At 54.7% G+C, this 24,944-nt stretch carries 25 protein-coding genes; 13 read left to right on the forward strand and 12 right to left on the reverse strand.

Annotation, left to right across the window (positions count from 1 at the left end; all coding sequences use genetic code 11):
- Positions 1 to 8: 8 nt before the first annotated feature.
- The 10 genes from VQ830_RS09520 to VQ830_RS09565 all read left to right on the forward strand — a co-directional run bounded on the left by VQ830_RS09520 (position 9) and on the right by VQ830_RS09565 (position 9,097).
- Entirely contained in the window at positions 9 to 698 is a 690-nt protein-coding gene (locus tag VQ830_RS09520) for a FadR/GntR family transcriptional regulator (RefSeq protein ID WP_337267858.1), read from the forward strand.
- Complete coding sequence (locus VQ830_RS09525; protein ID WP_337267859.1) at positions 695 to 1,861, forward strand: PLP-dependent transferase; 1,167 nt, start codon at positions 695 to 697, stop codon at positions 1,859 to 1,861. Before VQ830_RS09520 ends, VQ830_RS09525 begins: the two co-directional genes overlap by 4 nt.
- 36 nt (positions 1,862 to 1,897) lie before the next feature.
- Positions 1,898 to 3,157, forward strand: a complete 1,260-nt coding sequence (locus VQ830_RS09530) for an ABC transporter substrate-binding protein (RefSeq protein WP_337267860.1) — start codon at positions 1,898 to 1,900, stop codon at positions 3,155 to 3,157.
- 67 nt (positions 3,158 to 3,224) lie between these two features.
- Positions 3,225 to 4,145 carry a carbohydrate ABC transporter permease gene (locus VQ830_RS09535; RefSeq protein ID WP_337267861.1) on the forward strand — a complete coding sequence of 307 codons (921 nt, stop codon included), beginning with the start codon at positions 3,225 to 3,227 and terminating at the stop codon, positions 4,143 to 4,145.
- Between the two features lie 4 nt (positions 4,146 to 4,149).
- Positions 4,150 to 4,983 (forward strand): carbohydrate ABC transporter permease, encoded by an 834-nt coding sequence (locus VQ830_RS09540; protein ID WP_337267862.1) that lies wholly within the window; start codon positions 4,150 to 4,152, stop codon positions 4,981 to 4,983.
- 11 nt (positions 4,984 to 4,994) lie between these two features.
- Positions 4,995 to 6,065: an ABC transporter ATP-binding protein gene (locus VQ830_RS09545; RefSeq protein ID WP_337267863.1), complete on the forward strand. Its 1,071-nt coding sequence runs from the start codon at positions 4,995 to 4,997 to the stop codon at positions 6,063 to 6,065.
- Positions 6,066 to 6,179: 114 nt separating this feature from the next.
- Complete coding sequence (locus tag VQ830_RS09550; protein WP_337267864.1) at positions 6,180 to 6,773, forward strand: IMPACT family protein; 594 nt, start codon at positions 6,180 to 6,182, stop codon at positions 6,771 to 6,773.
- Between the two features lie 282 nt (positions 6,774 to 7,055).
- The gene (locus VQ830_RS09555) at positions 7,056 to 7,514 is read left to right on the forward strand and encodes a DUF805 domain-containing protein (protein ID WP_337267865.1); all 459 of its coding nucleotides are present in this window, start codon (positions 7,056 to 7,058) and stop codon (positions 7,512 to 7,514) included.
- A 112-nt stretch (positions 7,515 to 7,626) separates the two neighbouring features.
- The gene (locus VQ830_RS09560; protein ID WP_337267866.1) at positions 7,627 to 8,391 is read left to right on the forward strand and encodes a DUF429 domain-containing protein; all 765 of its coding nucleotides are present in this window, start codon (positions 7,627 to 7,629) and stop codon (positions 8,389 to 8,391) included.
- A 94-nt stretch (positions 8,392 to 8,485) separates the two neighbouring features.
- Positions 8,486 to 9,097, forward strand: coding sequence for a LysE family translocator (locus VQ830_RS09565; RefSeq protein ID WP_337267867.1), 612 nt, complete (start codon positions 8,486 to 8,488; stop codon positions 9,095 to 9,097).
- Between the two features lie 35 nt (positions 9,098 to 9,132).
- Here VQ830_RS09565 and VQ830_RS09570 read toward each other — a convergent pair whose 3' ends face one another.
- From VQ830_RS09570 to VQ830_RS09580, 3 genes are all read right to left on the reverse strand, one after another.
- Positions 9,133 to 9,528: a hypothetical protein gene (locus tag VQ830_RS09570; RefSeq protein ID WP_497812705.1), complete on the reverse strand. Its 396-nt coding sequence runs from the start codon at positions 9,526 to 9,528 to the stop codon at positions 9,133 to 9,135.
- Between the two features lie 60 nt (positions 9,529 to 9,588).
- Positions 9,589 to 10,725, reverse strand: a complete 1,137-nt coding sequence (locus VQ830_RS09575; protein ID WP_337267868.1) for a DUF4268 domain-containing protein — start codon at positions 10,723 to 10,725, stop codon at positions 9,589 to 9,591.
- Positions 10,726 to 10,936: 211 nt separating this feature from the next.
- The gene (locus VQ830_RS09580) at positions 10,937 to 12,025 is read right to left on the reverse strand and encodes a Fic family protein (RefSeq protein WP_337267869.1); all 1,089 of its coding nucleotides are present in this window, start codon (positions 12,023 to 12,025) and stop codon (positions 10,937 to 10,939) included.
- A gap of 387 nt (positions 12,026 to 12,412) precedes the next feature.
- On the opposite strand from VQ830_RS09580, the gene VQ830_RS09585 reads away from it, so the two are divergent.
- Positions 12,413 to 13,621: a tyrosine-type recombinase/integrase gene (locus VQ830_RS09585; protein WP_337267870.1), complete on the forward strand. Its 1,209-nt coding sequence runs from the start codon at positions 12,413 to 12,415 to the stop codon at positions 13,619 to 13,621.
- 563 nt (positions 13,622 to 14,184) lie between these two features.
- On the opposite strand, the gene VQ830_RS09590 is transcribed toward VQ830_RS09585, so the two are convergent.
- The 4 genes from VQ830_RS09590 to VQ830_RS09605 all read right to left on the reverse strand — a co-directional run bounded on the left by VQ830_RS09590 (position 14,185) and on the right by VQ830_RS09605 (position 16,258).
- Entirely contained in the window at positions 14,185 to 14,682 is a 498-nt protein-coding gene (locus tag VQ830_RS09590; protein ID WP_337267871.1) for a protein-export chaperone SecB, read from the reverse strand.
- A gap of 10 nt (positions 14,683 to 14,692) precedes the next feature.
- Entirely contained in the window at positions 14,693 to 15,139 is a 447-nt protein-coding gene (locus VQ830_RS09595) for a helix-turn-helix domain-containing protein (protein WP_337267872.1), read from the reverse strand.
- Positions 15,129 to 15,566 carry a hypothetical protein gene (locus VQ830_RS09600; RefSeq protein ID WP_337267873.1) on the reverse strand — a complete coding sequence of 146 codons (438 nt, stop codon included), beginning with the start codon at positions 15,564 to 15,566 and terminating at the stop codon, positions 15,129 to 15,131. The genes VQ830_RS09595 and VQ830_RS09600 overlap by 11 nt, the downstream gene beginning before the upstream one ends.
- A 338-nt stretch (positions 15,567 to 15,904) precedes the next feature.
- Positions 15,905 to 16,258: a DUF2513 domain-containing protein gene (locus VQ830_RS09605; RefSeq protein ID WP_337267874.1), complete on the reverse strand. Its 354-nt coding sequence runs from the start codon at positions 16,256 to 16,258 to the stop codon at positions 15,905 to 15,907.
- 345 nt (positions 16,259 to 16,603) lie between these two features.
- Here VQ830_RS09605 and VQ830_RS09610 point away from each other — a divergent pair, with 345 nt between their 5' ends.
- Entirely contained in the window at positions 16,604 to 17,359 is a 756-nt protein-coding gene (locus VQ830_RS09610; RefSeq protein ID WP_337267875.1) for a hypothetical protein, read from the forward strand.
- Between the two features lie 12 nt (positions 17,360 to 17,371).
- Here VQ830_RS09610 and VQ830_RS09615 read toward each other — a convergent pair whose 3' ends face one another.
- The gene (locus tag VQ830_RS09615; RefSeq protein ID WP_337267876.1) at positions 17,372 to 18,109 is read right to left on the reverse strand and encodes a hypothetical protein; all 738 of its coding nucleotides are present in this window, start codon (positions 18,107 to 18,109) and stop codon (positions 17,372 to 17,374) included.
- Between the two features lie 651 nt (positions 18,110 to 18,760).
- Here VQ830_RS09615 and VQ830_RS09620 point away from each other — a divergent pair.
- Positions 18,761 to 19,669 carry an HNH endonuclease gene (locus VQ830_RS09620; RefSeq protein ID WP_337267877.1) on the forward strand — a complete coding sequence of 303 codons (909 nt, stop codon included), beginning with the start codon at positions 18,761 to 18,763 and terminating at the stop codon, positions 19,667 to 19,669.
- An 11-nt stretch (positions 19,670 to 19,680) separates the two neighbouring features.
- Here VQ830_RS09620 and VQ830_RS09625 read toward each other — a convergent pair whose 3' ends face one another.
- Genes VQ830_RS09625 through VQ830_RS09640 form a run of 4 tightly spaced genes read right to left on the reverse strand, consistent with a single transcriptional unit; the run spans position 19,681 to position 24,818 of the window.
- Entirely contained in the window at positions 19,681 to 20,172 is a 492-nt protein-coding gene (locus tag VQ830_RS09625) for a thermonuclease family protein (RefSeq protein ID WP_337267927.1), read from the reverse strand.
- Between the two features lie 22 nt (positions 20,173 to 20,194).
- Positions 20,195 to 22,846, reverse strand: coding sequence for a hypothetical protein (locus VQ830_RS09630; RefSeq protein ID WP_337267878.1), 2,652 nt, complete (start codon positions 22,844 to 22,846; stop codon positions 20,195 to 20,197).
- Entirely contained in the window at positions 22,836 to 24,350 is a 1,515-nt protein-coding gene (locus VQ830_RS09635) for a hypothetical protein (RefSeq protein ID WP_337267879.1), read from the reverse strand. The genes VQ830_RS09630 and VQ830_RS09635 overlap by 11 nt, the downstream gene beginning before the upstream one ends.
- 9 nt (positions 24,351 to 24,359) lie before the next feature.
- Positions 24,360 to 24,818, reverse strand: a complete 459-nt coding sequence (locus VQ830_RS09640; protein ID WP_337267880.1) for a hypothetical protein — start codon at positions 24,816 to 24,818, stop codon at positions 24,360 to 24,362.
- Positions 24,819 to 24,944 lie beyond the last annotated feature (126 nt).

Raw genomic sequence — 24,944 nt, forward strand, 5'->3', positions numbered from 1 at the left:
CCGAGCTGATGCCCCTGGGGCGTATCGACCGCGTGCAGCAGGTGAGCGACGCGCTTTCAGATTTCATTGCCAGAACGGGGCTGAAGGCCGGCGATCGCATCCCGGCCGAACGGGAGCTTATGCAGGCTCTCGGCGTTGGCCGCTCGACGATTCGAGAAGTCATCGGCCGGTTCCAAGCACTTGCGATTATGGAGACGCGCAAGGGAAGCGGAACCTACTTGATCCGCCCGATCAGTTCGGCGTCTATCCATATGCCTTTGACGCTTGAGGCGGTTAACCTGCGTGAGGCTCTCCTTCAAACGCTGGAAGTCCGCCGGGGCCTCGAAGTCGAGGTTTCGGCCTGCGCTGCTGCCCGACGCTCGGATGAAGATCTTGCCAATATCGAGATCAAGCTGAACGAAATGGAGCGCGTGCATCTTTCCAAGGGGACCTCGGGACCTGAGGATTTGGCGTTTCACCTGGCTATCTACGATGCCTCGCATAATCCGTTGTTTCGCCAGTTGCTCGAGCAAATGCGGGAGGCATTCGAGCGGTTTTGGGAAAAGCCGTTCGATCGGCCTGACTTTGCGCGGCGCTCCTTTCCCTTTCATCGTACGCTCTTCAATTCCATCGCCGCCCGCGATGCGGAGGCGGCTCGGCGCGAAACGCTCAAGATCCTCGACATCGTTGAGGAAGATATCAAGGAAATGTCGAAATGATTGACGCCGAAGGGCTTGATGCTTTTTCTCTGATCACGGCCCATGACGAGAGGCATGCCTTTGACGCCGTAGTGCCGCCTATCGTTCAAACATCGCTGTTCACCTTCTCTTCCTACGACGAGATGCTGGCAACTTATAGGGGCGAAAAGACGCGTCCGGTCTATTCGCGCGGCCTCAATCCGACAGTGCGCTTCTTCGAGGAGATGATCGCCAAGCTTGAAGGCGCCGAAGATGCGCTCGGCTTTGCGAGCGGCATGGCGGCGATTTCCTCCACCGTTCTTGCATTTGTCGAGCCAGGCGACCGGATCGTGGCCGTGCGGCATGTCTACCCGGATGCCTTCAGACTGTTCGGGACGATCCTGAAACGAATGAAGGTGGACGTGACATATGTCGACGGGCGAAACGAAGATGAGGTCGCGGCGGCGCTGCCGGGCGCAAAGCTGCTTTACCTCGAAAGCCCGACCAGTTGGGTGATGGAAACACACGACGTCGGCGCATTGGCTAGACTTGCAAAGCAGCATGGCGCTGTCTCGGTGATCGACAATTCCTGGGCAAGCCCTGTCTTCCAGCAGCCGATCGGGCTCGGGGTCGACATCGTTCTGCATTCAGCTTCAAAATATCTATCAGGTCATTCGGATGTCGTGTCTGGCGTTGTTGCCGGTGCGAAGGTTCTCATCGACAAGATCCGCGGCGAAAGCCTGCCTTATCTCGGCGGTAAAATGGCCCCCTTCGAGGCCTGGCTATTGGCCCGCGGTCTGCGCACTTTGCCGATCCGCATGAAGGCTCACGAGGCATCGGCGCTTGAGATCGCGCGCCGCCTTCAAAACCTTGAAGTGGTTGAGACGGTTTGCCATCCTGCCTTGGGCAATCGCCTGCCGCCTGGGTTAAAGGGCACGTCTGGCCTCTTCTCCTTCATTTTCCGCGAGGGCGTCAATATTCGCGCCTTCGCCGATCAGCTCAAGCTGTTCAAGCTCGGCGTCAGTTGGGGTGGCCACGAAAGCCTAATCGTGCCGGGCGAAGTGGTCGTGCAACAAAAGGCACAGCCTAATTCTGCACAGGCTTTCGGCATCGATCCGCGCTCCGTGCGCCTGCATATCGGGCTCGAAGGCACAGAAGCCCTGTGGCGAGACATCGAAGAGGCGCTTGTCGCCGCGAAGATTTAAGAAACCTAAACCTGGGAACCAAAAGGGGGAATGACAATGAAAAGACTGATTACTGCAACGCTATTTACGGCAATGATGGCGGGAACGGCATTTGCCGACACGACGCTGAAACTGGTCGAAGTGATTACCAGTCCAGAGCGAACCGAAACGCTTAAAACGATCGTCTCCAAATTCGAGCAGGAAAATCCGGGCACGAAGGTCGAAATCGTATCCCTGCCTTGGAGCGATGCCTTCCAGAAGTTTGCCACCATGGTCTCGGCCGGCGATGTGCCTGATGTCATGGAGATGCCCGACACCTGGTTGTCGCTCTATGCCAATAACGGCATGCTGGAAAGCCTCGAGCCTTACCTGAAGAACTGGGAAAGCACAGCCGATCTCTCCGACCGGACGCTGGAACTTGGTCGTAGCGTCAAGAATACGGCTTACATGCTGCCCTACGGCTTCTACCTTCGGGCAATGTTCTACAACAAGAAGCTGCTTGAGCAGGCCGGTGTCAGTGCGCCGCCCAAAACCATGGACGAATTTCTCGATGCGTCCAAGAAGGTCTCGGCCATTCCCGGCAAGTCAGGCTACTGCCTGCGCGGCGGCCCCGGCGGCCTGAACGGCTGGGTCATGTTCAGTGCCGCGATGGCCGGCTCCAACGAATTCTTCAAGCAAGATGGCACATCCACTTTCGACAGCGAAGGTTGGACAAAGGGCATCAAATGGGTCGTCGACCTCTACAAGAACGGCTATGCGCCGAAGGATTCTGTGAACTGGGGCTTCAACGAGATTGTTGCTGGTTTCTACAGCGGCACCTGCGCCTTCCTTGACCAGGATCCGGATGCTCTCATCGCCATCGCAGAGCGCATGAAGGCCGAGGATTTCGGCATCGTGGGTATGCCCAAAGGGCCATCGGGCAAAGCGTTTCCGACCATCGGTTATGCTGGCTGGTCGATGATGGCGTCAAGCCAGAACAAGGATCTCAGCTGGAAGCTCATCTCGACGCTGGAAGGCAAGGAAGGCAATATTGCCTGGAATAAGCGCACCGGCGCTCTGCCGGCGCTGAAATCGGCCGCCAACGACCCGTTCTATGCCAGCCCGCAGTTCAAAGGCTGGTTCGACGAACTGGCGGACAAGGATGCCGTGCCGACAACCATGCCGACCTATCTTGAGGAGTTTGCCTACTTCAAGGACTCCCTCGTGATCAAAACCTCGCAGGAGGCGCTTCTCGGCGACATTTCGCCGGAAGACCTTGCCAAGCAGTGGGCCGATTACATGACGAAGGCTCAGCAGAAGTATCTTTCGAAGAAGTAAAGTTCTGTGGGCAGGGCGGCCTCAAGTCGCCCTGCCATGCCTATTCTCTTAAAAGCTGGATATTATGATGCGTGCCGCCCATCCGGACGATCGCCGTTCGTTTCTGCAGCGACTGGCGCAAGCGTCGGAACCTTATCTCTACAGCGCCCCCGCGCTGTGTCTCATCCTGACGGTGATGCTCGCGCCGCTTGTCTTAGGGATCTCCTATGCCTTTCGCGATGTGCAATTGCTCAATCCCTTTTCCGGCGGCTTTGTCGGCTTGGAGCATTTTCGTGCACTTGGCCAGGATCAGGCCTTCTTCAGAGCGCTGAAGAACACGCTCTGGTGGACCGGCGCATCGGTCATCCTGCAGTTTATCTTCGGGCTCATCCTGGCATTGCTGCTCGATAAGCCGTTCTACGGACGAGGCATTGCCCAGGCTCTGGTGTTTCTGCCCTGGGCAGTCCCGACCTTCCTGGCGGGCTTGAACTGGGCCTGGATGTTCAATCCCGTCATCGGGCCCATTCCCCATTGGCTTTTCGCGCTCGGGCTGATGAGCGAGCCGCGCAATATTCTATCCGATCCGCAATTGGCGATGTGGGGACCGATCATTGCTAATGTGTGGTGGGGCATTCCATTCTTTGCCATCACCCTTCTGGCCGCGCTGCAGGCGATCCCGCGTGACCTTTACGAGGCAGCGTCGATCGATGGGGCAGGACCCGTCAAGCGCTTTACCTCGATCACCCTGCCGTTTCTTGCGCCGACCATTGCGATCACGGTTCTACTGCGCACGGTCTGGATCGCGAACTTCGCCGACCTCATCGTCGTCATGACCAATGGCGGGCCGGCCGACCGTACACAAATCGTGGCAAGTTATATCTTCACCCAAGCGTTCAAGCGGCTCGATTTCGGCTATGCCTCCGCCGTCGCGCTCGCTTTGCTTGCCCTGCTTCTCGTCTATTCGTTGCTGATCGTTTTGTTGCGGCAGTCGCTGCTTAAAAAGGGTTGACCAGATGCGACCTCAAAAAATCCTGGTCATCGGCGCGCATCGTCTGGCCATTCTCGCTTACATCGCGTTTGCGCTCTTTCCGCTCTACTGGCTTTTGAAGGTTGCCGTGACGCCGAACGATCTTCTTTATTCAGAAGGCGTGCGTATGTGGCCATCGCGCACGACCTTCGATCATTTCAGCTTCGTGTTGACCCATAGCGCGTTTCCCACTTTCTTTCGCAACAGCCTCATCGTTTCGGGGGCGACGGCGCTTTGCGTCACGGTTATCGCCTCGCTATCGGGCTACGCGTTGTCCCGCTTCGTCTTTCGCGGGAAATACTGGATCGTTTCGCTGATGTTGATCACCCAGATGTTTCCGCTGGTGATGCTGGTTGCGCCGATCTTCAAGATGCTTTCGCCGCTGGGCCTGACAAACAGTCTGACGGGTCTCGTCATTGTTTACACCACCTTCAACGTGCCCTTTGCCACCTTCCTCATGCAATCCTTCTTCGATGGAATTCCGAAGGATCTGGAAGAGGCGGCGATGATCGACGGGGCGAGCAAGTTTACCGCCTTCCGTCAGATTATCCTGCCATTGACCCTGCCCGGCATTGCGGCGACCCTCGGCTTCGTCTTCACCGCAGCCTGGAGCGAGCTTCTTTTCGCCCTGATGCTGATATCAGGCAATCAGTCGGCCACATTCCCGGTTGGCCTTTTGACCTTCGTTTCGAAATTCTCCGTCGATTTCGGGCAGATGATGGCCGCAGGCGTTCTCGCGCTCATCCCGGCATGCATCTTCTTCCTGCTTATCCAGCGATATCTCGTCCAGGGCCTGACGGCTGGCGCCGTTAAAGGCTGAAAGGAAATCAAATGGCGTCCATCCATATTGAGGCTGTCCGCAAAACCTTCGGTAACTTCCCGGTGCTTCACGGCGTCGATCTCACCATTGAGAACGGCGAGTTTATTGTGCTGGTCGGCCCTTCCGGGTGTGGGAAATCCACGCTGCTGCGCATGATCGCAGGGCTCGAAGAGGTTTCCTCTGGGGAGATCCGCATTGCCGGAAAGCGCGTGAACGAGGCAGCGCCGAAGGACCGGGATATCGCCATGGTGTTCCAGTCTTACGCGCTCTATCCTCACATGTCGGTTGCCGACAATATGAGCTACAGCCTTCGCATACGGCGCACGCCGAAGGAGAAGATTGCCGATGCCGTCAATGGAGCGGCAGCCAAGCTCGGTCTCGACACGTTTTTAGAGCGGCGGCCGAAAGCACTGTCGGGCGGCCAGCGCCAGCGCGTTGCGATGGGCCGTGCCATCGTGCGCCAACCGAAGGCTTTTCTCTTCGATGAGCCCTTGTCCAATCTCGACGCACGCCTGCGCGAACAAATGCGCGCCGAAATCAAGCGCTTGCATGGTCAGTTGGGCGCAACTTCCATTTATGTGACACACGACCAGATCGAGGCCATGACGCTCGCAGACCGGATCGTCGCGATGCATGGCGGCTATGTACAGCAGATCGGCTCGCCGCTGGAGCTTTACGATCGACCTGCCAATCTCTTTGTTGCAGGGTTCATCGGCTCGCCCGGTATGAATTTCCTGAAGGGCGTCTATTACAGGGAAGGCACAACGGCGGCAGTTCGCGTTTCCAGCCGCCTGTCTGTTCCTGCCCCGGTTACCACCCAGCTTTCTTCCGGCGCGGAGGTGACGCTTGGCATTCGGCCTGAGCATGTTGCATTGACATCTGAGGGCCGTTTTTCGGCATCCGTCGATCTGGTCGAGCCGACCGGCTTTGGCGTCATCTTACATCTTTCGATCGACGGCGTTGCATTCAAGGTCTTCACGCAGGATCGTGCAACGCTCGTCCCGGCCAAGGAAATTTCCTTCGATTTGCCGCTGGAGAGGCTGCATCTTTTCAATGCCGAGGGGGTTCGTGTCATCGACTAATTGCTCTTCGGGCCGGCCTTAATCTCATCCGCAGGCTTACCGGTCTGCAAGCGCGCTGGAATATCGGGTTGATCCTCATTTCACTCTGGTCGCGTAATGTCCTAAGCAAAGCCTATGTTCACACTGACAAATCTTTGCACTGCACATCAGGACATCAAGCGCAGCCGCTTCATCGCGGCAGCGGGCCCGGTGGCTGACGAAGCGGCCGCCAAGCAATTCATCCAGCGCCACGCCGTACCGGAAGCCAACCATAATTGCTGGGCCTGGAGTATCGGACAAAACTACCGCTTCAGCGACGATGGCGAACCAAGCGGAACAGCGGGCCGGCCGATCCTGCAGGCGATACAAGGCGCCGACCTTGATATGGTTGCTGTCCTCGTCACGCGTTGGTTTGGCGGAACCTTGCTCGGCAGTGGCGGCTTGATGCGTGCTTATGGTGGCACTGCGTCACTTTGCCTACAGGCGGGCGAGGCGAAGGAACTGGTTGCGGAGACCGAGGTGGCGATAGACGCTCCATTTTCCACGATCGCGCTCCTGAAGGCGCGCCTTTTGGCAATTCATGGCGTGCGAATGAAGAGTGAGCGCTTTACCGCAACTGGGGCCCATCTTGATTTCATTGTTCCCGAGGCCGAGCTGACAGATCTCATGAAAATGGCGAACGATGTCACCAGCGGTAAGGCAGTCATCGCTCCGCGGCAAAAGCCTTAGCTGTCAGCGGTTTTCCGACAAAGCGTCTCGGATGCTTTGATAAAAATCCACCGCATCGTTCGTTCATCGGATGACACGGAATGGATGCATCGCTGGTAGAGCCCAATCTCCAACCAGCCTGTTCACTCTTCAACCCTTGGTTCCAGCGCGTAGACAGCCGTTGACCGCAAATATGTGCGCGCAGGTTGCGATTTCAGTCTTCACTAACATGTGAACAGGCTTTGCAATTGTGTTGAAAGTGTGATTGGTTGTGTGCCTTCGAAATAAGCAACGGGGTTTCAAATGGGATTCGGTGAAGCAGTTTGCACTGTGCTGAAGGACAAATATGCAACCTTTTCAGGCAGGGCTTCGCGATCAGAGTTTTGGTGGTTTCAGCTTTTCTACGTTCTTTGCTGCTTGGCCTTCGGCGTTTTATTGTTCCTTGCAGGGGCGATGCAGATGCCAGCTGAGTCAGCTCAGGGCGGATTTCCTCTGCCTGTCATTGCGGTCTTTATCATCGCGGGAATACTTGGATTAGCAGCGCTCGTGCCCATGATCGCTTTGCAGGTTCGGCGGCTTCATGATCGAAACATGTCCGGCTGGTGGTATCTTGGCGTGTTTGTTGCGGGTTTCATTCCATTTCTGAATTTTGCCGCGAGCATCGCCTTGGTTGTCATCGATGTTCTCAAAGGCACAGACGGCCCCAACAAGTATGGTCCGGATCCTTTGTCCCCTTATGGCGGTGCCGAGGTCTTCGCGTAAGGCAGAAAGCATAGCGACTGTCTGATGATGGCGTAAGTGACCGGGCCCTTTATAAAGGCTCCCGGTCATTCTATTCTGGGTACGGATCCCACCACACATTGGAGACGTTTCCATGTGGAGCGAACACACCTCTCTCCTTGGTATCGACGTGGGATTTTCAAGATCGAGGCCGACCACCGGTATCGCCTGGAGCCTCGCTGGGAACATCGATGCGGCAAGAACCCATAGTGATTGGGAACGACGTCGCGTTCATCTGCCATATTCCGCCCAGTTTTCTATCATTGCCATCGATGGGCCTCTTGTGCCGGAGGGATCACCCGACAATCTGGTCCGGTCTTGCGAACAGCTCCTCTCTCGCGGCAAGTTTCAAAAACGCTGTAAGCCGGGCTCCAGCCATTTCGGGACGGGCCTGAATTTAAAGCAAGCTGCGAAAGAGACCTTCGATCAGGTCCGTCATCTCGCCGCGGTGGCGACCTTTACCCATGCTGTGCTTGCCCCCGCCGCCGTCATCGAGGCTTTTCCGAACGCCTTTCTCGGTGTTCTGCTTCCCGACGCTTTCTTTTCGACCGGACCGATTGTGCGAGGCAAGAAATTCGATGCGATGTACGATGCGGCCATTGCGCTTGGCTGTTTCTCGGCGCTCTTGTCCTGGATTGGTTGGCGTTCGTCAAATCTCCTCGAGACATTGGAGGGCGAGCGCGATCATGAAAAGCGTGCCGCCTATATCTGCCTGTTGACGGCGGCCTGTGCGGCAGCGGGTAAGGCAGAGGCCGTTGGGGACGCGAAAGGCGGTTGGATTTGGTTGCCGCCGATGGAGTTGTGGCACGACTGGGCAAGACAGGCACTCGCGACAAATCAAGCGCAGTTGCAAGCGTAGCGCGGCTCTTTCCATCGCGATGCAGTGCGTCAGTCACATCTTGCCTGCGTCCGGTTCCGGGAGTAGCAGATGAGCGCCCGGAGGAACCGCCGTCATGACGCTTTCATTGATGATCACATATGCCATTGCGCTTTTCATTGCTGCGGCCATTCCTGGCCCTGGCATGACGGCCCTCGTGGCACGGGCGCTCGGCTCCGGTTTCCGCCCGACCTTTTACATGGGTCTCGGCCTCATCCTCGGCGATTTGACTTATCTCACGGCCGTCATTCTTGGCCTTTCCATCGTCGCTCAGAATTTCACGACGCCATTTCTCATCATCAAATATCTAGGCGCGGCCTATCTCAGCTATATCGCCTGGAAACTCTGGAGCGCTGGCCTTTTGCGACAGGATATCAAGGCGCAAAGCGGGGCAAGAGGCGGCATGGCCTTTCTGTCGGGCCTGCTCGTCACGCTGGGCAATCCAAAGACCATGCTGTTTTACGTAGCGCTGGTACCGACGCTCATCCCGCTCGCCGACATCGGCCTGCGCGACTACGCGGTCCTCGTCGGCACGACCTTCCTTGTCCTGATGGCGGTCCTGCTGCCCTACATTCTCCTCGCGGCGAAAGCGCGCGAGCTTCTGAAAAGGCCGAGGGCCCTCAAGGCGCTGAACCGCTCCGCCGCAGGTATTCTGGCCGTGACGGCGGCCTACATCGCGGCGCGGTAAGGCTAATTTTGGCTTAGATTCGGCGCTGCTAAAAACTACATCTTTCCACCCAGCTCGCGAACGGTGGTGGATTGAACTACCGATTTCAGCCGTTCATCGCGGAAGGACGCAATGTCCTGCTGGCTCAGCCCGATCAGCGTTTGGAATGTAAGATTGTGGCGAGGAAGGACGTCGATCCGCTGAATCTCTTGGGTGGATCCACGCTTCAGAGGCGAGATCTCAAGCTGGTAGCGCTCTAAGAGCTGCCCAAGCGTCGTGCTTTCGAGGATCTTCGCATCCGGAGCAGCACCGAAGCGATCAACTTGAGCTTCAAGCTCGCGTGCCCACTTCTCGGCCTCAAGCTTGCTGTCGAACGACTTGCAGCGGGGCTTCATGCCCCGACGACGCACCTGCGCTTGCCAGCGTCCCCTAAGTTTACGGATCGTCGCCAATGTGAGCTCCAATTGATATTGAAGATCACGCTTAGGATGCCGCTAGAGGGGAGCCAAGGACTATCCCAGCCCAGGCGAAGTTGGGACAATCCTCTTCGAAATGTCGGCCACGCGCGCCCTGAATGTTTGGTCGAGCCGAATCATCGCATTGACCATGTAATCAATCATTCCTGGCCACTGTTCACGATCGAAGATATTGCCAGGTCGTTCTGCTTTGATCCGGCAAGCTCTTCGGCCTTCGAGACGCTCCCAGACTAACTCTTCGCCAAATTCCCTTTCGATTGCCTCGGCATCAGCTTGAAGTGCGTCGAAAATACGCTCGTTTTCTCCTTCTGCACCTGCATCAATATAGACCTCTGCCCTAGCAGCCCCGCCGGTCACCACAAACGTGAAGCTCACCCCGCGGCTTCCTGCATTGGTCCCGAGGTAGTGCGTCGTCCTAGGAGACAAGTTTCGAAATAGGGCACTCTTCTGGTTTATCGCAGAGAGCAATAGCGTCCAGAATTCTAACCGCAGAGCGTGTCGTGTCTTCTCAGCCTCGACCCCTTTCACTTCAGTTTGCGCCTTCACAGCCAAACCGATCATGAAATCTTCGGTATCTTTAGTTGGAATGATTTGGTCGACGGTCAGGAAAAGATTGTCACCCTGCGAAAACGGCGCGACCTTAAAGCACTGGATGCGCAGATTGAAGCTTGATAGCCAGAGAACCGTCGAGGTGACCTCTTTTCGGAAGTTTGCCGCGACTAAGATAATACGTTGCGTAAGCCCCTTGTTAAGCGTGACGTCCTGGTATTCGTCTTCGTCCAGAAAAGTGCAAAGCTGCTCTTCGGCACTGGCACCAGGGAAATGTCGGTCCAGGTAGGACTGGAATAAATCGCGAATATCGTCGGAGGTCAGCCGGGCGCAGTAAGAGGCGTATTTTAACGCCTGCCAGGTGACATCACGGCCAGTGTCGTCGAGCTTGTTCTCGATTATAACTAGTGAGCCCTGCTTGTCGATCGCGAGAAGATCCAGGCGCTCTTTAGTGTCGGAGAAACCGGCAAATTCTTTTTGAATGACGAGCAGCTCCTCGCCCAAGGCGTCCGGCTTATTCGCGATCCACTCCTGCAGATGAGCGCGCTCTTTGAAACCCAGTTCTGTAAAAGACCGGGGCGAAAGACGCTCTATCCGATTTTCTTGCTTTTCAATTTTGAACACGAATAGCTCCCGTTTCATGGAAAGGCTTTGGCCTATCGGGAGATACATCCTATACCAGCTGCAATATCAACCCGGTTAATCTCTCGACGCAACCGACGGTAGCTACCGCTGCCTCGGCTTTCGGATCGGTGTCTAAGGTGTCAAAGCTTGTTGAAGGTCATGCGTAGAACGCCCCAGGACCGGAGCCGAGGGTAATTTCGGCGCGCTCCGACTATTCAGAGACCTTCAGGAATAGAGCAACGAGCGGCGCGTTGATGTAGTAATTGCTTCTGCCATTCTGCTGCTTGGTCAAAAACCCATGTTCAGTAAGAGTGTCGAGATATTTCGCGGCAGTTTGACGTGTAATTCCAAGCTCGCCTTGCACAAAATCGATCCGCGTATATGGGTGCCGAAACAGATTATTGAGTAGGTCCTGTGAGTAGATCTTAGGCAGTTCGTTGCGCATCCTTTTCTTGACAGATGCCATCTGTCCGCGAATATTTTCTAATAGATCAAGCGTTGTTCTGGCGGTCTCATCTACCGCTTTGAGCATGTATACGAGCCAATCTTCCCATTCACCGGTATCGCGAACATGCTGCAAGAGCCGGTAGTATTCGCCCTTCGAGTTGTTGATCGCTCTACTGAGATAAAGGATTGGTATTTCGAGCAACTCCACGCGCGTAAGGTAAAGCACATTTAGAATTCGCCCTATTCGCCCATTGCCATCAGGGAACGGATGAATGCTTTCGAATTGATGGTGGATCAATGCCATCTTGATGAGCGGGTCCAGTGTTGAGTGCTGGTCATCATTGATGAAGCGTTCAAGCGAGCTCATTGCTGCATTTATCTCGTGCAGATCCTGAGGTGGCACATAGACGATCTCACCCGAACGATCATTTCTGAGCGCCGTGCCTGGCGTTTGGCGGAATCCATCGGTGCGCCGCTTGAGAAGCTGAAACATGCCAACAATCGTTGCATTCGTAATCAGACCCTCGGTCTGTCGGAGCTTGTCGAAGCCAAATTTCAAGGCGTCACGATAGAGAGCAACTTCTTTTGCCGCGGGGGATTCTGGACCCTCAGGAAACAGCTCGGCTTGAAACAGCTCGTCCTGGGTGGTGACAATGTTTTCAATCTCGGAGCTCGCCTTTGCTTCTTGCAGTGCAAGCGTATCAATCAAGATACCTTGATTGGGTATGGCTGCTGCGCGACCCTTTAATTCAGCTAGCGACCGATTGGCTGCGGCAAGCGCCTTGAAAATTTCGATAGTTTCCAGACGAGCAAGAGATGTCAGATCAGGCAGCTGGTAGGACGGCTTTAACATGTGCGACTCGATATGTTAAAAAAATACGCATTATCTTAACACGTCGCGCCGAGACGTTAAACAAAATGAGTCTGGCTTACATGTCGGAACCTACAAAGCTGACAGGCTGGCGCACTAGCATTCGCCGACCAGTGCCCCGGTTGTGGCCCTGCCAAGGAAAAGCAGATACATATAACTACGAAGACGATCTACATTTAATACGGAAACGCTGGCAATCCAGGTCCAAGCTGGCGGAGAGGGGGTCCGCCGTACTACCGTCTCACACTGTCTAGTGATATCCAGAAATATCTAATATCGTCAGTTATTTAGCTGCGTCACCCGTATTGGGCTGTCTCAGCAAATAGCATAGAATGACGGCAAGCTGTTAGGGTAATTGTTGGGGCGGAAATGGCGCTTGTTCTGAATAAACTGTCTGACCGAAAGGTGACGAGCATCACGAAAGCCGGCCGTCACAGTGACGGGGGAGGGCTCTATCTCGTCGTTGATAAGTCGGGCGCAAAGCGTTGGGTGTTCCTGTACCGGCGAAATGATCGCCTGCGTGAAATGGGCCTGGGCGGGAACGTATCGGTTTCCCTGGCTAAAGCCCGCGAGATGGCGAAGGATGCTCGCGAGAAGCTGCAAGCCGGGATTGATCCCATAGAGGCGAAGAACGCCGTTCCTTCTGAAGCTCCGACATTCGGCGAGTGTGCCGACGAGTTTATCGAGGCCATGCAGCCGTCTTTCCGAAATGACAAGCACATTGCGCAATGGAAGATGACCCTGAAAGAGTACGCAAAGCCGTTGCGTGAGAAGAAGGTCGACCAGATCACCACGGCCGACATTCTCGAAGTGCTCAAGCCGATCTGGCTGACAAAGTCGGAAACAGCATCGCGGTTGAGAGGTCGGATTGAACGCGTGCTGGATGCGGCTAAATCAAAAGGCTATCGAACGGGAGAGAACCCGGCGCTCTGGCGCGGCCATCTGGCCAACCTGTTGCCGAAGCGAACAAAGCTATCCCGCGGTCACCACAAGGCTATGCCTTACGTTGACGTCCCTGCCTTGATCGCGGCTTTGCGCGACCGGCCGGCGCTGGCTGCCAAAGCGCTCGAATTTACCGTTCTCACTGCCGCCCGGTCGGGCGAGACCTACGGAATGCGATGGCGTGAGCTGGATCGTAAGGCCGCGATTTGGACGGTGCCGCCGGAGCGCATGAAAGCCTTCCGAGAGCATCGCGTTCCACTGGCGCCGCGTGCGATGGAGATCCTTGACGAGATGGCGATCATCGGCACAGATCCGGACGCCTTCGTTTTTCCGGGTCAGAACGAAGGCAAGTCACTTTCCTCAGCTTCGATGGAAGCGGTGCTTGAGCGGATGGAAGTCGACGTCACGGTTCACGGTTTCCGATCATCCTTCCGCGATTGGTGCGGCGAGGAAACTGCCTTTCCCCGTGAGATCGCTGAAGCTGCCCTGGCCCATGTTGTCGGCGACACGACTGAACGCGCATACCGCCGCGGCGACGCGATCGCTAAGCGACGTGAACTGATGGAAGCTTGGGCGGCATTTTGTGAGCCGAAATCCGTAAAGGCCCCAGAAATGATCGAAGACATTTTTCAGTAAATGCTCACGATGTCTTTTGGGGCGCGACCCGTTGGGCGCGGGATAAAGTGGGAGTAGTGCGATGGTGAGAATGATCTGCGTGCTTTTGCTTACAGGGTTTTGTCTAATCGGCTGTCAGACGATGGAAGAGGCAGAGGCCGAAAGAAACGCGGACTTGAACGCTCGGCTCGAGAGCTACAACGGCTCGACAATGGCAGAGTTTCAGGCAAAGACCGGTTTGTTGCCGCAGGACGCTTATCCGATCACCGACGGCCGAGTATTTGTCTTCAGGACGGCGCCTGTTTTCGTAACGCTACCGGCAACAAATATCACGCCAGCGGTTACCAGATCAAACCAGTGTCAGTTGCTGGTTCAAACGGTCCATGTCGGGGAAGCCGGGACCGCTGATAACTGGAAGATTGTAGGAACGCAAAGTTCCGGTCCGTGTAAAAATCTTCCGATATAGGTAGGGCCTTTGTGCTATTTCCAATAGAGTCCCTTTTTGAAAGGCCTTTATTCTAACGTCAGCGGTCGGCACCCTGATTTGCACACTTTGTGACTTTAAACTCAAAGTGTGCGCTGGTTTATGCTTCTCCGCTTTCCGGGCTCGTTGCTTTCGGGCCTCTCGCCTGTACTGCGTTGTTTTCACGGTGAACGGGCATAGGAGGTAACTGTGTGCCGGCAGCCCAGTCAACGGATGCGACAACCGAACGAAAATAAGGATAGCACGCAAAAACGGCCACGCGATTTAGAAACGACTGGACTGCATCCTCGTCGCATTCTTCTAAAATGGAATACAGGACGATATATTTTGCTTCGCAGTCAAAAAGCTTTTCCTCATCTACAACAGCGGTTACCGAGCAATCGATCACAGAAATAGCGCTTCCGGTTTCGCGGTTGTATGAATTTTCCTCCACTCCAATCTCGTAGCCCAACTCGATTTCACTTCTCTTTGTGAAAAAAGTCGGCTTTACCGAAAAGTTCAGGTTAACAAGACTAACCGCTTCAAGATTTGCATGATCGACAACTCGAGCGTAAGCATCAGCTGCTTTAGGTTCCGATTTTTTCTTCGTTTTAGCCAATTTCTATCTCTTACGCGGCAAATGCGCCTGACCTACGACGATCTTTGGTCTCTTTTCGGTTATCGTTATGCCACTCTCTTTGTCCTGTTTGCCATCCAGATACAAACCAGCTTCCAGCGTGCACAGCAGCAGAATTGTTTATCGTCTCTGGTATTTCAAAATCAGCGAGAGCGCTCATGACGCTAGCAACCTGGGGTGTTGCTTCAGACTTCTTCATGTAGCGCGCTTCCAAGCCTAAAGCCGAAACGATGCGTCCCATCAGTTTAACAGTTGGGTTCGCGTCTGATGAGAGAATCTGGCTCATACGAGCTCGCGTAATTCCCAGCGTTTCTGCGAGTTCTTTCTGGGAAATTTTGTTCTCATTGAGCGCTTTGATGACGGCAAATTGGAAGTCAATGAGTGCGTTCTCAGCAATAATTACCTGTTCTGGAGAAACATCACGAGTTCTAGCTGCCATTGGTTATCCTTACCCATTCTTTTGCGGCTTTTTCAATTTTATCGGGATCTGCTTTTGGTTGCTTTTTTGCAGGATCGCACGATGTCCCACAGAAGCATAACAAGCCCTTATATGCGTCTGCTACACCGTATATTCGAACGTGTTTACCCTTGAAGGCATGGACCAGCACATTTGTTCCTGACACCCTATGGCGACCTTCATTCCGATACATTTTTTTTGTGAGATATTCTGGGCCATAATCAGCGTACTGCTTGAAGTACCGCTTAAGCGTAATGCACGCAGCGACGCTGTCTTTATCAGTGAGTTTCATTAGAAGCTCAAACTCTTCACGAGCCTCACCAAAAAGCAAGACTCTGGCGTAATTGCCCGAAGCAACAATTAGGGCGCCATCCTCTTCCTCATATTCTTCTAAATTCGGAGATACCATCTAACACAGGAAGAGTTAAGTTAAACCTAAACAGGAATCAAGGCTGTTTAGTGATATGTTAGAATTTATCGCAGCGATTGTGTCAACCTGGCTACACTGCTTTCGCGTGCAAACCCTGAGGTTAAACACGGGCCCACTTAATCTCAGCTTCCTAAGATATATGTCTCAATTATCACGTGCCGGGACGCGTCCCCGTCGCACCTCCATGACCTAATAGTAGAAAGTGTTGCATTAACAACAATGGCTTTTGCGTCAGTAACATCGGTAGTAGGTCTTCTAACGTAGAGGATCGGGAACTGTTTACGACCTGTGAAATCTGAAGTCGTACCCAGCCGACATCATGGTAGATCAAGCCCCAGCGTCTTCTTTGCTTCCTGCTTGAGGTAGGAGACAGCGATATCTTTGAGGATACCAAGTGTCACACCGCCCAACTGGCTCGCACCGGCCTTGGTTTTGTTCCATATTCCTTCAGTGCGAACTGCTGCGACAAAGTCGTGACCTTGATTGGTCATTCTGAAAACGCTTCTTTGCATCTCAACCATTAAGCCTGCGTCGCAAAGAAGCTGAAGATGGTAAAAAAGCTTTTCCTCGTCTTCATCCGGGCCAACTTCAAGGCCGGCCAAAATCGAGATCTCGGCTGAATCTTCCAGATCGAGAAGTATCTTCCGGATGAATTCATCGTCACGCTTCATTATATAGCCTGCGCTTCAGAGATATCGTTGATCAGTTTTTTCGCTAATACAATAATTCGGATATAGAAGAAGAGTGATGAACTGCTAGGGCTTAGACAGGCAAGGGTTTAAGCATTTTCAGAACAAAAAAATTGGAACAAGCGAAGAAGCGACCTCATCAACGATATGAACTAAGTAAACGCCAATCTGCAGATAAACCACATTGCGGTGAATGCTAAGCAAGGGCCAGATGAAACGTGCATAGCGATTGATCCGCAGAGATCGTTGGTTTGTTAACAACTTTTTGCCGGCCCTCTCTACATATAGCTGCGGAAAAGCCAGCCGACCGAGAGGGGAAGGTTCGTTATGCAGTACGTCCAGCAAATGTGGATCATCTGGGACTGGGCTAAGGTGATACTTGCTGTTTTAAGTCTGACCGGCATCGGAGTGACCCTTCTTGTCGGAACGGCGTATGCCTTTTTCAAATTTCTGGGAGGGAAATGGATCGATCAGAAGTTTGCGGAACGACTAGAGGCCTTTAAGGCAGAACAGACACGCGAATTGGAGCGTTTACGGCACAGGATAAACGGCGTTTTTGATCGGGCGAAAAGGCTCCATGATAAAGAGTTCGAGGTCTTACCGAGTATCTGGGAGGCGCTCGTAGAGGCACGAACTTGGGCTGGTTCGTATATGGCGGTTTTTAAGCAATACGCTGATGTTGGCCGAATGACTGAGACTGATCTAGACGAGTTCCTTGCAAAGACTCAGTTTTCGGAAAGGGACAGGCGTCATATCAAGAACGCTAGTGATAAGCAGAAAACATACATCAAGATCTCTGAGCGTTACCGCTATGCGGATGCTATGGACAAGCTCCGCGACGCCAACTCGTCACTATCGAAACATGGAATCTTCGTCGTTCCCGAAGTCCGTGAAGACATGAAGAAAATGATCGAACTGCTCCATGCGGCTCTGATAGAGCAGCAGATAAACGAGGAGCACGACGTTAGGCCGCTCATGAGAGAAGCGGCAGACAAGCTAAAAAACGAAGGCGAACCGCTGTTCAAGAAGATAGAGACCCAGGTGATCGCTCGTTTGTGGGATAGTGCGACCGCGGAAGTTTAGCTGTGCGGCTGCTTACCTTTTCGTATTGTCGCGCGCTTGCTGAAGAGTAAACAATATCTGTCGCAGTAGCTGATCCGTCTGCGATGGTGCGGCCTTATCTCTGCCCTCGAAGGAAAACGCAAAATCGACCGAGTTCTTCAGAATTCTTCGGAAGGATCCGGTTGGGGAGGCAGAAAAATTTCGCGTCTCTCTTAACGCGCCGGCTGATACGGAAACTGTGGTGGTGAAGTCGACGGTATAGCCAATAGTATCGGGCTTATCGGCCTCTAGCGCAATTTGGTTGAACCATTCGGCGGTTGCGAAGTTGCCCGGGTACATTGTGTAGAGTTCGCCAGATATGGGAGTGTCGCATTGCTTAATCTGAGACTGAGGCCACTTGGCTAAAAGATCTTCCGGACGAATGATGTAGGTGACTTTGACGAAACGCCTGGCGTTGTTTTCAATGCTAGGCGAGATAGACCAGTTCATTACGTCCGTGACGGGTTCGATGTATCTAAATGGCGACACACCCAAACTCCATTCTCGTTGTGTATCGATCTCCAATGAAAACGCTACTTTGAGACCTGAGAACCGATTGCTACCGTCCTTGCCCTTCAGGATGTTGCGGTAGTTTACCGCCAGTTCACACTTCACCCTTGAGGTGAGGTCAAAAACGAGTTTCTGATAATTTGTTTGGGTGCGCGGAATCATTGCGCAGCCAGCGCATACCAATAACAGGCAAAATCCTGACGCCCGAAGCCAAGTAACCATCAAAGATCCCCATCCCCGATAACTACAGAATGAGTACCGATCGATTTTGAGTCAATATGATCAAGTCGTATCGCTCGCATTCCGAGAAAATTTTGTAGACTATTATTTTTTGGTGTGGTTCTTTCCGGAAGTACTTCAGGGGGAACTAATGAAAAATATTCGTCTTGCCGTCGCCTTCGCGGCGTGCGCTAGCTTTGTCCTGTCTGGCTGCCAAAGTACTTCTCAAGTCGATTTCTATCGCAACCCGAAGTCGATCAGCAAAGCGTCCCTTTGCAGGACTTTAGTAGAAACAACCGACCCTGCTTTTGCAAAAGCAGTCGCTCAGGAGCTTGTGAAGCGGAAAGTTGATCCGAATTCATGTATGGCGATGGTTCAGCAGCAAAACCAGGCAGCGGCGACAGTGGCAGCCATAGCTATTGCGGGAACAGCGGTCGCCGTCTGCGCAAACGCAAACTGTGGCGGCGGTGGTTATCGCCAGTACCCGGGAAACTGTCAGTATGATTGGCAGACAGATGCTGCAGGTCACCGATGCGGTGCGCGTAGCGCTGCGTCTAGACCAGGTGGATGGTGATCGAGGATCAATGATTGCGGTAAGCCTTCATCCCTAGTGATCATCAACAGAACGCCTCCAAAGAATTGGAACGTACCGAGATGGCAAAAAACGTAAGCCCCTACCCGTTGATCGGAAAATGCATTTACTGCGGCGCAGATGATTTGGCGGCAGGGTTAACAGACGAGCACGTCATCCCAAAGTCTCTTGGTGGAAAGCACCAACTGCGTGAGGCGACATGCGTCAAATGCACAGATATAACGAAACGAATTGAGGGCTATATCACGGGAAGCCATCTAGCAGTGTTCAGAACTGCGGCAAACGTCTTCACTCGCCACAAAAAGAACAGAAGGACCGAGTTCCCCCAGCTTTTGAGGACGGACAACGGACTTAAGGAAGTGATGCTGGACGCCAAAACCGAGCACCCAGCACCTCTTAGTCTTCCCCATTTCAATCTACCCGGCCTGCTTCATGAAAAAGGGTCTGCTGAGAATTGGGGGGACGTCGGGATCGGATTCTGGATCAAACACGAGATATCCACTCCGAAACTGCCGACGGGCCGCGTTCCAATGTATCATGAGGAAAAGTTGGATTTTGATTTACTCGGAAGGGTTATCGCTAAAATTGCCCACTGCGAAGCAGTCAACTTTTTAGGCATAGATGGTTTTGATCCTTATTTGCCAGACATTGTCCTTGGCCACCGAAATGACGTCTTTAATTTAATTGGCGCTATCGAGGGGAGGTATGCTCCGCTGGAGGCTGACATGGCTTGGGTCTTTGCTGCTATTAGAAAGCAAAACAAGGTTCTGTTGGTTTATTGTTTGCGGATGTTTGCTAACATGGGTTTTGCAAATCTGGACAAGATTGGCCCGCCGTATTTTCTTGCTGTTGTAGGCGAACTTCACCCCGATAAGGTCAACTTGTTTCCTCGCATATTCATAGATACAGGAACACTGTCTATCGAGTTGATGGCGACGCTAAAGAAAGTGAAGCCGGTTTCTAATAATTGAGAAGCTGACATTCAGCATGAAGCGATGCGACCGGCGAGTTTAGCTCTAGCGATACATGGCTTAACGAAGGTGCCCTGCCAAATCCCACTTCGTCGGCCCTTCGCCTTCTCCTGCATCGTTGAGTAAGCGCCATGACTATAGCGCGGCCAGTCGATCGCATTACCAGTCTCAACTAGCCAGGCATTCACGCTAGCGCCGTCCGATCTGGAGCAGCGAGCGACAATGCGGTGATACCGATCAACATCGACTTGCTCGCATCTTGTCGGTCGTGATGCCGCAAGAAACTGGTCCAATGCGTCGGCGGCGTTCTTCCCGCACTGATACGGATTTCCCTTGGCGTCCAGGCAACGTTGCCAACTCTCCGGAGCGTCGATGCCCCATATTCGGATGCGAGTTCCGGAGATATCAATCGTGTCGCCATCGATAACCGATGAGCGGCCAATGATTGGCTCTTGGGCGAAGGCCGTTTGCAATTGCGCCAGCGAAAGCAAGATTGTGAGCAAGTTGAGTGGCAAAATCTTCAAATCATCGATGTCCTTGTGTTGCGACGGGCGCCTGGCGAGCTGATCTGCGCGCCACTTCCTCAAGCCCGCTCTTGGCTGTTCGCTCTACCGCTTCCTTGATCAATTCAACGGAATTGGGCGCCGTGAAAAGATCGGCGAGACTGTCGAGGCTTTTGCCATAGGCGGCACGACGAGCGGTGTCAGCCGCATTCGTGACGAATGTGGAGCCGAGCGATCTCAGCATATCGCCGAACCTCTGTGCAGGGGAATTAACGCTTAAGTCGCCGCGGATCGCCGCGTTAAAGTCGGTGGCGCTACCGATCGCCTTTCGTTGACCTGTCGCATGAAGCACGTCCAGAAGTTCGGGTGCTGCTTTCATCGCTTCCTGAGAGGGCAGATTTCCGAGGACGGCTCGCAAGACTGCATCCTGTGGGGCCGAACCGGCGATCGAATTTCTGAACTTGATACCGGCAGCTTCGTGAGATCCGGCCTGTGTGTCCTTAGCCGCCTGCGCGTATCGTTGCGCCAGTTCCTGGCGAACGATCTGTGCGGTTGCCTCGGGATTTTCCGCTACAAGACGCCGAACAGTGTCGGCCGCTTCAGCTTCCGAGCCGACCAGCGGCCGTTGCGGTAGGATCGCGGCCCCCGCAGCTTCGGTCGTATCGGCTGCCGCAACGCGGCCGAGCTGGCTGCCGGCGCGTGCTGCATCAAACGCTTCAGCCTTGTCTGCGATTTGCAGCAGTCGATCGCGAACGTCTGGCATCTGGTTCAGGACGTCTTCGTTATCGCGGATGGCGGTGCGCAATTTATCCAGCGACACATTGCCAGAAGCGTCCGTTGCCGCATCAAGCAATCTGGTCGTAATATTGGCGCCCATGGCTTCGCGGGCTTGCGGCGAGGCCACCGATCCGAAATTGCGAAGTTCAGACGGCGCCGACAATGAAGATGGCACATTTTCCGGGTTCATCAAAAAGCGCGAATTGAACTCATCGCGGGCGATCACTTTCCCGGCGGCTGTGTTCTGGAAAGGAGCCAGCGGCGCGCTCGCCGCATTATAAAGGTCATTTGCCTTCGCGTATTCCGGAACGGATGACAGCGCATCGTCGAGAGAACGCTGGACCTCACGCAGATATTCGACTTGCTGCATCTGGCCGCCCTGCTTCGCCGCTGTGATAAGATCACCCACGGCGCCGCGTGTCTTTTCAAGGCCAGAGACGCTGGTATCGGCTCCGCCGTCACGAAAGAGCATCGAGCGCACCGACTGCAATGCGTCCTGTGTGCCGGCGCGAGCATCAACGTTCAAGCGGTCGATAGTTTGAAGAACCTTGCGCGGATCGACCTGGATAAGATCAGGGCCGGTTCTGCTGACGAGTGAAGGCGTTTGAATATCGGCCGGCACGCCAGTCGGCTGCATCTGAGGCGCACCGGTCAATATGTTCTCGCCAGGATCAAGCCGCGTGTAGCTCGGGTTTCTGACCGTCGGCGTAACTGGCAGATCATCGACAGGAATAGTCGGAGCGGAGCGACGGGCAGCGTCATAAGCCTGGTCGGCGAGCGCGTCCCGCATGTTATCCCGACCTTGGAAGACTTTGTGAAGCTCCGGCTGAATGACCGAGCCGGCTTCCATGTCCGTCATTCGTGGCCCGGCAGCGTAGACGGCATCGGCAACGGCCTGACCTTCCGGACCCTTCTTAAGGGCGAGTTCGGCAGCCTTTGAAATTGTGGGGCCAAGCTCTGAAGGTTTTGCGCTCTGCGAGAAGATAGCATCAAGAAGAGATCCAACGGCGTTGTCGACCTGCCCTTGGCGCGCGGAAAAGAAAGGAGCGACTTTCTGACGACCGGCAGGCGATCCCTCAACGACGCGTAAGAGATCCGGAAGGCCGGTAGTGCCATTCTGCGCATGCGCAACGGCTTCCGGTCCTGATAAAGTGATGCCGGTCGAATTGTTCTGAAGTCTTGCAGCACGGTCCCAATCGATGTTTTCGGCGGGACCGAGCGCACGGCGAACGACGGCCTCCGGCGTGTTCATGGTCTTGGGCAGTACTACGGCCGCATTGCCAAGCACCGCGCCAAGAACACGCGCGTAAGGTTCGAGACGTGTTCCTTCTGTCAGCTCGCCCGCCGTTTCTGATGCTGCGCCGGGAACGGCTGCTTCTGCAACAAAATGACGAGCAGCTGCCCCGATCCCTTTTTCGGCGGCTGTTCGAAGCATGCCGGGCTGCACGAACTCGCCGATCGTTTCGGCGTACTGTCCTGCTTTTGATTGAGGGGCGTGCAGCGTGTCGTCCATCGCGCCACGCACGCTATCTTGCCCGCCGAACAGGGCGGCGTCGAATTTACCGGCGGGCGATGCTGCTCGCGCGTCCGCGATCTTCTGCTTAAGAACAGGATCAGCCGGCGGCAAGCCGAGCGCCACCCGGATAGCGTCTTCGCCTTTATCCCACACCCAGTTGCCCGCCTTTTCCCCAACTCGTCCAATGGTGACAGGCAGCATCGCCGTTTCGGCAAGCCCGCGCACGATGCCGCTTCCAAAGCTTTTGCCAACATCTGACGCCGTGCTTTCTTTGGGGGCCGCGGCCGTTGCGGCATTGCCCGGCTTGATAACGCTGAAGCCTGGCGGCAAGGCGTCCGGGCCGCCGATGACTTCGAAACCAGGAGGCAGATCATCCGCCATATGGCACCCACTTTCCGTTCTGAAGGATCATCTGCTGGCCCGTCGCCTTGTTCCCAATGATCGTTCCCTCGGCGTAATTGCTCTTTGGTGCAGCTGCGGTCGGCGCCGGATTTGTGCCCTGAGAGTTGAGCTGCTGGTTTTCTCTCATCCGGTTCGCCATTTCTGGCGGGATATCGAGGCCATTTGCAGCCATCAGTCTTGTGATCTGGTCGGCGGCCCCGCGCGAAGTGCCCTGCAAGGCTGCAAGAGCAGTGTTACGAGCGGCGGCCTTTTCTGCGATCGTCTGCGCGTCGTCGCCGGGGAGCGGAATGAAGACCCGGGCGTAGTTCTGGAACTCTTCGCGCCCGAACGCTGCGCCCGTATCAGGACGTAAGACACTCAACATAAAGTTCATCGCGTTATTGTAGAAACGTCGTCCTTCATCAGAGACCATGCTGTTGGACATCGAGATCGGTAGGACGTTTCCGGCCTTTCCGAGCATGAGTTCGAAGTCGGTGGCGCCGGGCACATAACCCTTGCCGATCGCTTCATCGATATTCGCGCTCGCTGGCGCGGCGCGATTGTAGAAAATCGCGTTTCGATCGCTGAACTCCGTCCCTTTCATTCCGATCTGATCGTTTGTCCCAATGGGCCGCGCTTTGTCGAAAACCTGGACGTTCGGCGGTACAGCAGTGCCATCAGCCGTGAAATACTGACTGTCGCTCGGCTTTCGGAAGACCTGCACCGTGCGGCCGCCGACTGAAGCCGTCCCTTCAATGAGGGCGCGCTCTGGAGAACTTGGGGCAGGAGCGCCAGTGCGCGCCGCTTCGCCGGCAGACGCCCATCGTTCGTTACCATTATCGTCAAGAACCTTCACAGGAGCTCGTTCCCCAAGGACCAGGTTTCGCAACATGTCGTCTGTGAGCAAGCCGCTGGCTGAAAGTCTCTGCCGCTCTTGTGCTTTGACCTGTTCTTCCGTCATCGGCTTAGGCTGACCGACGATCGTCCGGTTATCCGGAGTGACGACCGTTTCGCCTTGTCCGACACTGATGTTGCCCTGCACCGGTCCTGATTGCGGAACGCCGTAAAGATCGGCAACGCTTCCGGGCAATGCGGGCAGAACGGCGTCTTTTGAAATTGGACCGTAACGGGCGGCCGCAAAGGCTCTCGCATTGTCGGCGCCGTTAGTTGCGATTGCCCTTTCGTTGTCGGCTGCATTGTTAAAGCGAGAGGTGGCAGCCGAAATATCCTGCCCGCGCCGGTTCGTCGCGTCGGTAGCCGCAAAGCCGGCTGGCGTCGCACCATAATTTTGAACGCCGATCAGCGCCGAACGGGCTGACGCAGTTGGATCGCTCGGGTTGGAAAACAGCCAGCCTAGACGTTCGGCCTCTGCCTTTTTCGCGCTTGCGACGGCGTATCCTGCAAGGTCCGACCCGCTCGGCGGCGCAAAAGCAGCGGCCAGATTAGAGAAAGCGGTGCCGAGCGCGGGGTCGTTATAAAAGCGGTTCTGCTGAATGGATGACACGCCTGGACCTCACTGAATGACATGATCGTCCACCGCGGCATCTTTGGCACGATGGATCTGGAAATTTCGGAGCATGACGTTGCCGCGAGCCGATATCTCGCGTCTGCACAGGATCGCCTTCAGTTCGGCTTCGATAAGACCAATGTGAAGAAGCTGATCGAACTTCGTTTCGGAACTGCCGGGGGTGAGGAAGGACACAGCCGTAGCCATCGAGAAGGTGACATAATCCGGAGTAAGCCACTTCGACAAAGCCTCGGTTAATCGAGAGGTAGCGTCTTCAATGTTCTCCTGCAGCCGCAATACAAGGTCAGAATGCGTGTTTCGCCACTCGTCGGGCGCTTCCCACAGACTGGAAATCGTAGCTAGTCCAACAACCGCATGCATAATCGGATCGTCTCCGCAGGGGATGAGGCGGAACTGATTGAGGGCGGCGGACAGATAGTATTCAGAGAGGTTTTGATCGGACAAAGGGGCGCATCCAGAAACGTCGAAACAAGCGGCTAAGGTTTAGCTTGATTTTCGAGTTGACGTTTGCCCGGCTTGAGTAGCCGGAGTGGCTTGCGCGGTGTCACGATCTCCGCATGTCCGTGATAT

This window comes from Oryzifoliimicrobium ureilyticum (assembly GCF_037199735.1).
Taxonomy (GTDB): domain Bacteria; phylum Pseudomonadota; class Alphaproteobacteria; order Rhizobiales; family Rhizobiaceae; genus Rhizobium; species Rhizobium ureilyticus.

Coding starts and splice junctions, on each gene's coding strand:
- VQ830_RS09525 (WP_337267859.1), top strand. CDS start 695: ATGATTGACGCCGAAGGGCTTGATGCTTTTTCTCTGATCACGGCCCAT.
- VQ830_RS09580 (WP_337267869.1), bottom strand. CDS start 12,025: ATGTTAAAGCCGTCCTACCAGCTGCCTGATCTGACATCTCTTGCTCGT.
- VQ830_RS09595 (WP_337267872.1), bottom strand. CDS start 15,139: ATGGCAGCTAGAACTCGTGATGTTTCTCCAGAACAGGTAATTATTGCT.
- VQ830_RS09540 (WP_337267862.1), top strand. CDS start 4,150: ATGCGACCTCAAAAAATCCTGGTCATCGGCGCGCATCGTCTGGCCATT.
- VQ830_RS09615 (WP_337267876.1), bottom strand. CDS start 18,109: ATGGTTACTTGGCTTCGGGCGTCAGGATTTTGCCTGTTATTGGTATGC.
- VQ830_RS09530 (WP_337267860.1), top strand. CDS start 1,898: ATGAAAAGACTGATTACTGCAACGCTATTTACGGCAATGATGGCGGGA.
- VQ830_RS09550 (WP_337267864.1), top strand. CDS start 6,180: ATGTTCACACTGACAAATCTTTGCACTGCACATCAGGACATCAAGCGC.
- VQ830_RS09535 (WP_337267861.1), top strand. CDS start 3,225: ATGCGTGCCGCCCATCCGGACGATCGCCGTTCGTTTCTGCAGCGACTG.
- VQ830_RS09520 (WP_337267858.1), top strand. CDS start 9: ATGCCCCTGGGGCGTATCGACCGCGTGCAGCAGGTGAGCGACGCGCTT.
- VQ830_RS09585 (WP_337267870.1), top strand. CDS start 12,413: ATGGCGCTTGTTCTGAATAAACTGTCTGACCGAAAGGTGACGAGCATC.
- VQ830_RS09600 (WP_337267873.1), bottom strand. CDS start 15,566: ATGGTATCTCCGAATTTAGAAGAATATGAGGAAGAGGATGGCGCCCTA.
- VQ830_RS09630 (WP_337267878.1), bottom strand. CDS start 22,846: ATGGCGGATGATCTGCCTCCTGGTTTCGAAGTCATCGGCGGCCCGGAC.
- VQ830_RS09620 (WP_337267877.1), top strand. CDS start 18,761: ATGGCAAAAAACGTAAGCCCCTACCCGTTGATCGGAAAATGCATTTAC.
- VQ830_RS09565 (WP_337267867.1), top strand. CDS start 8,486: ATGACGCTTTCATTGATGATCACATATGCCATTGCGCTTTTCATTGCT.
- VQ830_RS09545 (WP_337267863.1), top strand. CDS start 4,995: ATGGCGTCCATCCATATTGAGGCTGTCCGCAAAACCTTCGGTAACTTC.
- VQ830_RS09610 (WP_337267875.1), top strand. CDS start 16,604: ATGCAGTACGTCCAGCAAATGTGGATCATCTGGGACTGGGCTAAGGTG.
- VQ830_RS09560 (WP_337267866.1), top strand. CDS start 7,627: ATGTGGAGCGAACACACCTCTCTCCTTGGTATCGACGTGGGATTTTCA.
- VQ830_RS09605 (WP_337267874.1), bottom strand. CDS start 16,258: ATGAAGCGTGACGATGAATTCATCCGGAAGATACTTCTCGATCTGGAA.
- VQ830_RS09555 (WP_337267865.1), top strand. CDS start 7,056: ATGGGATTCGGTGAAGCAGTTTGCACTGTGCTGAAGGACAAATATGCA.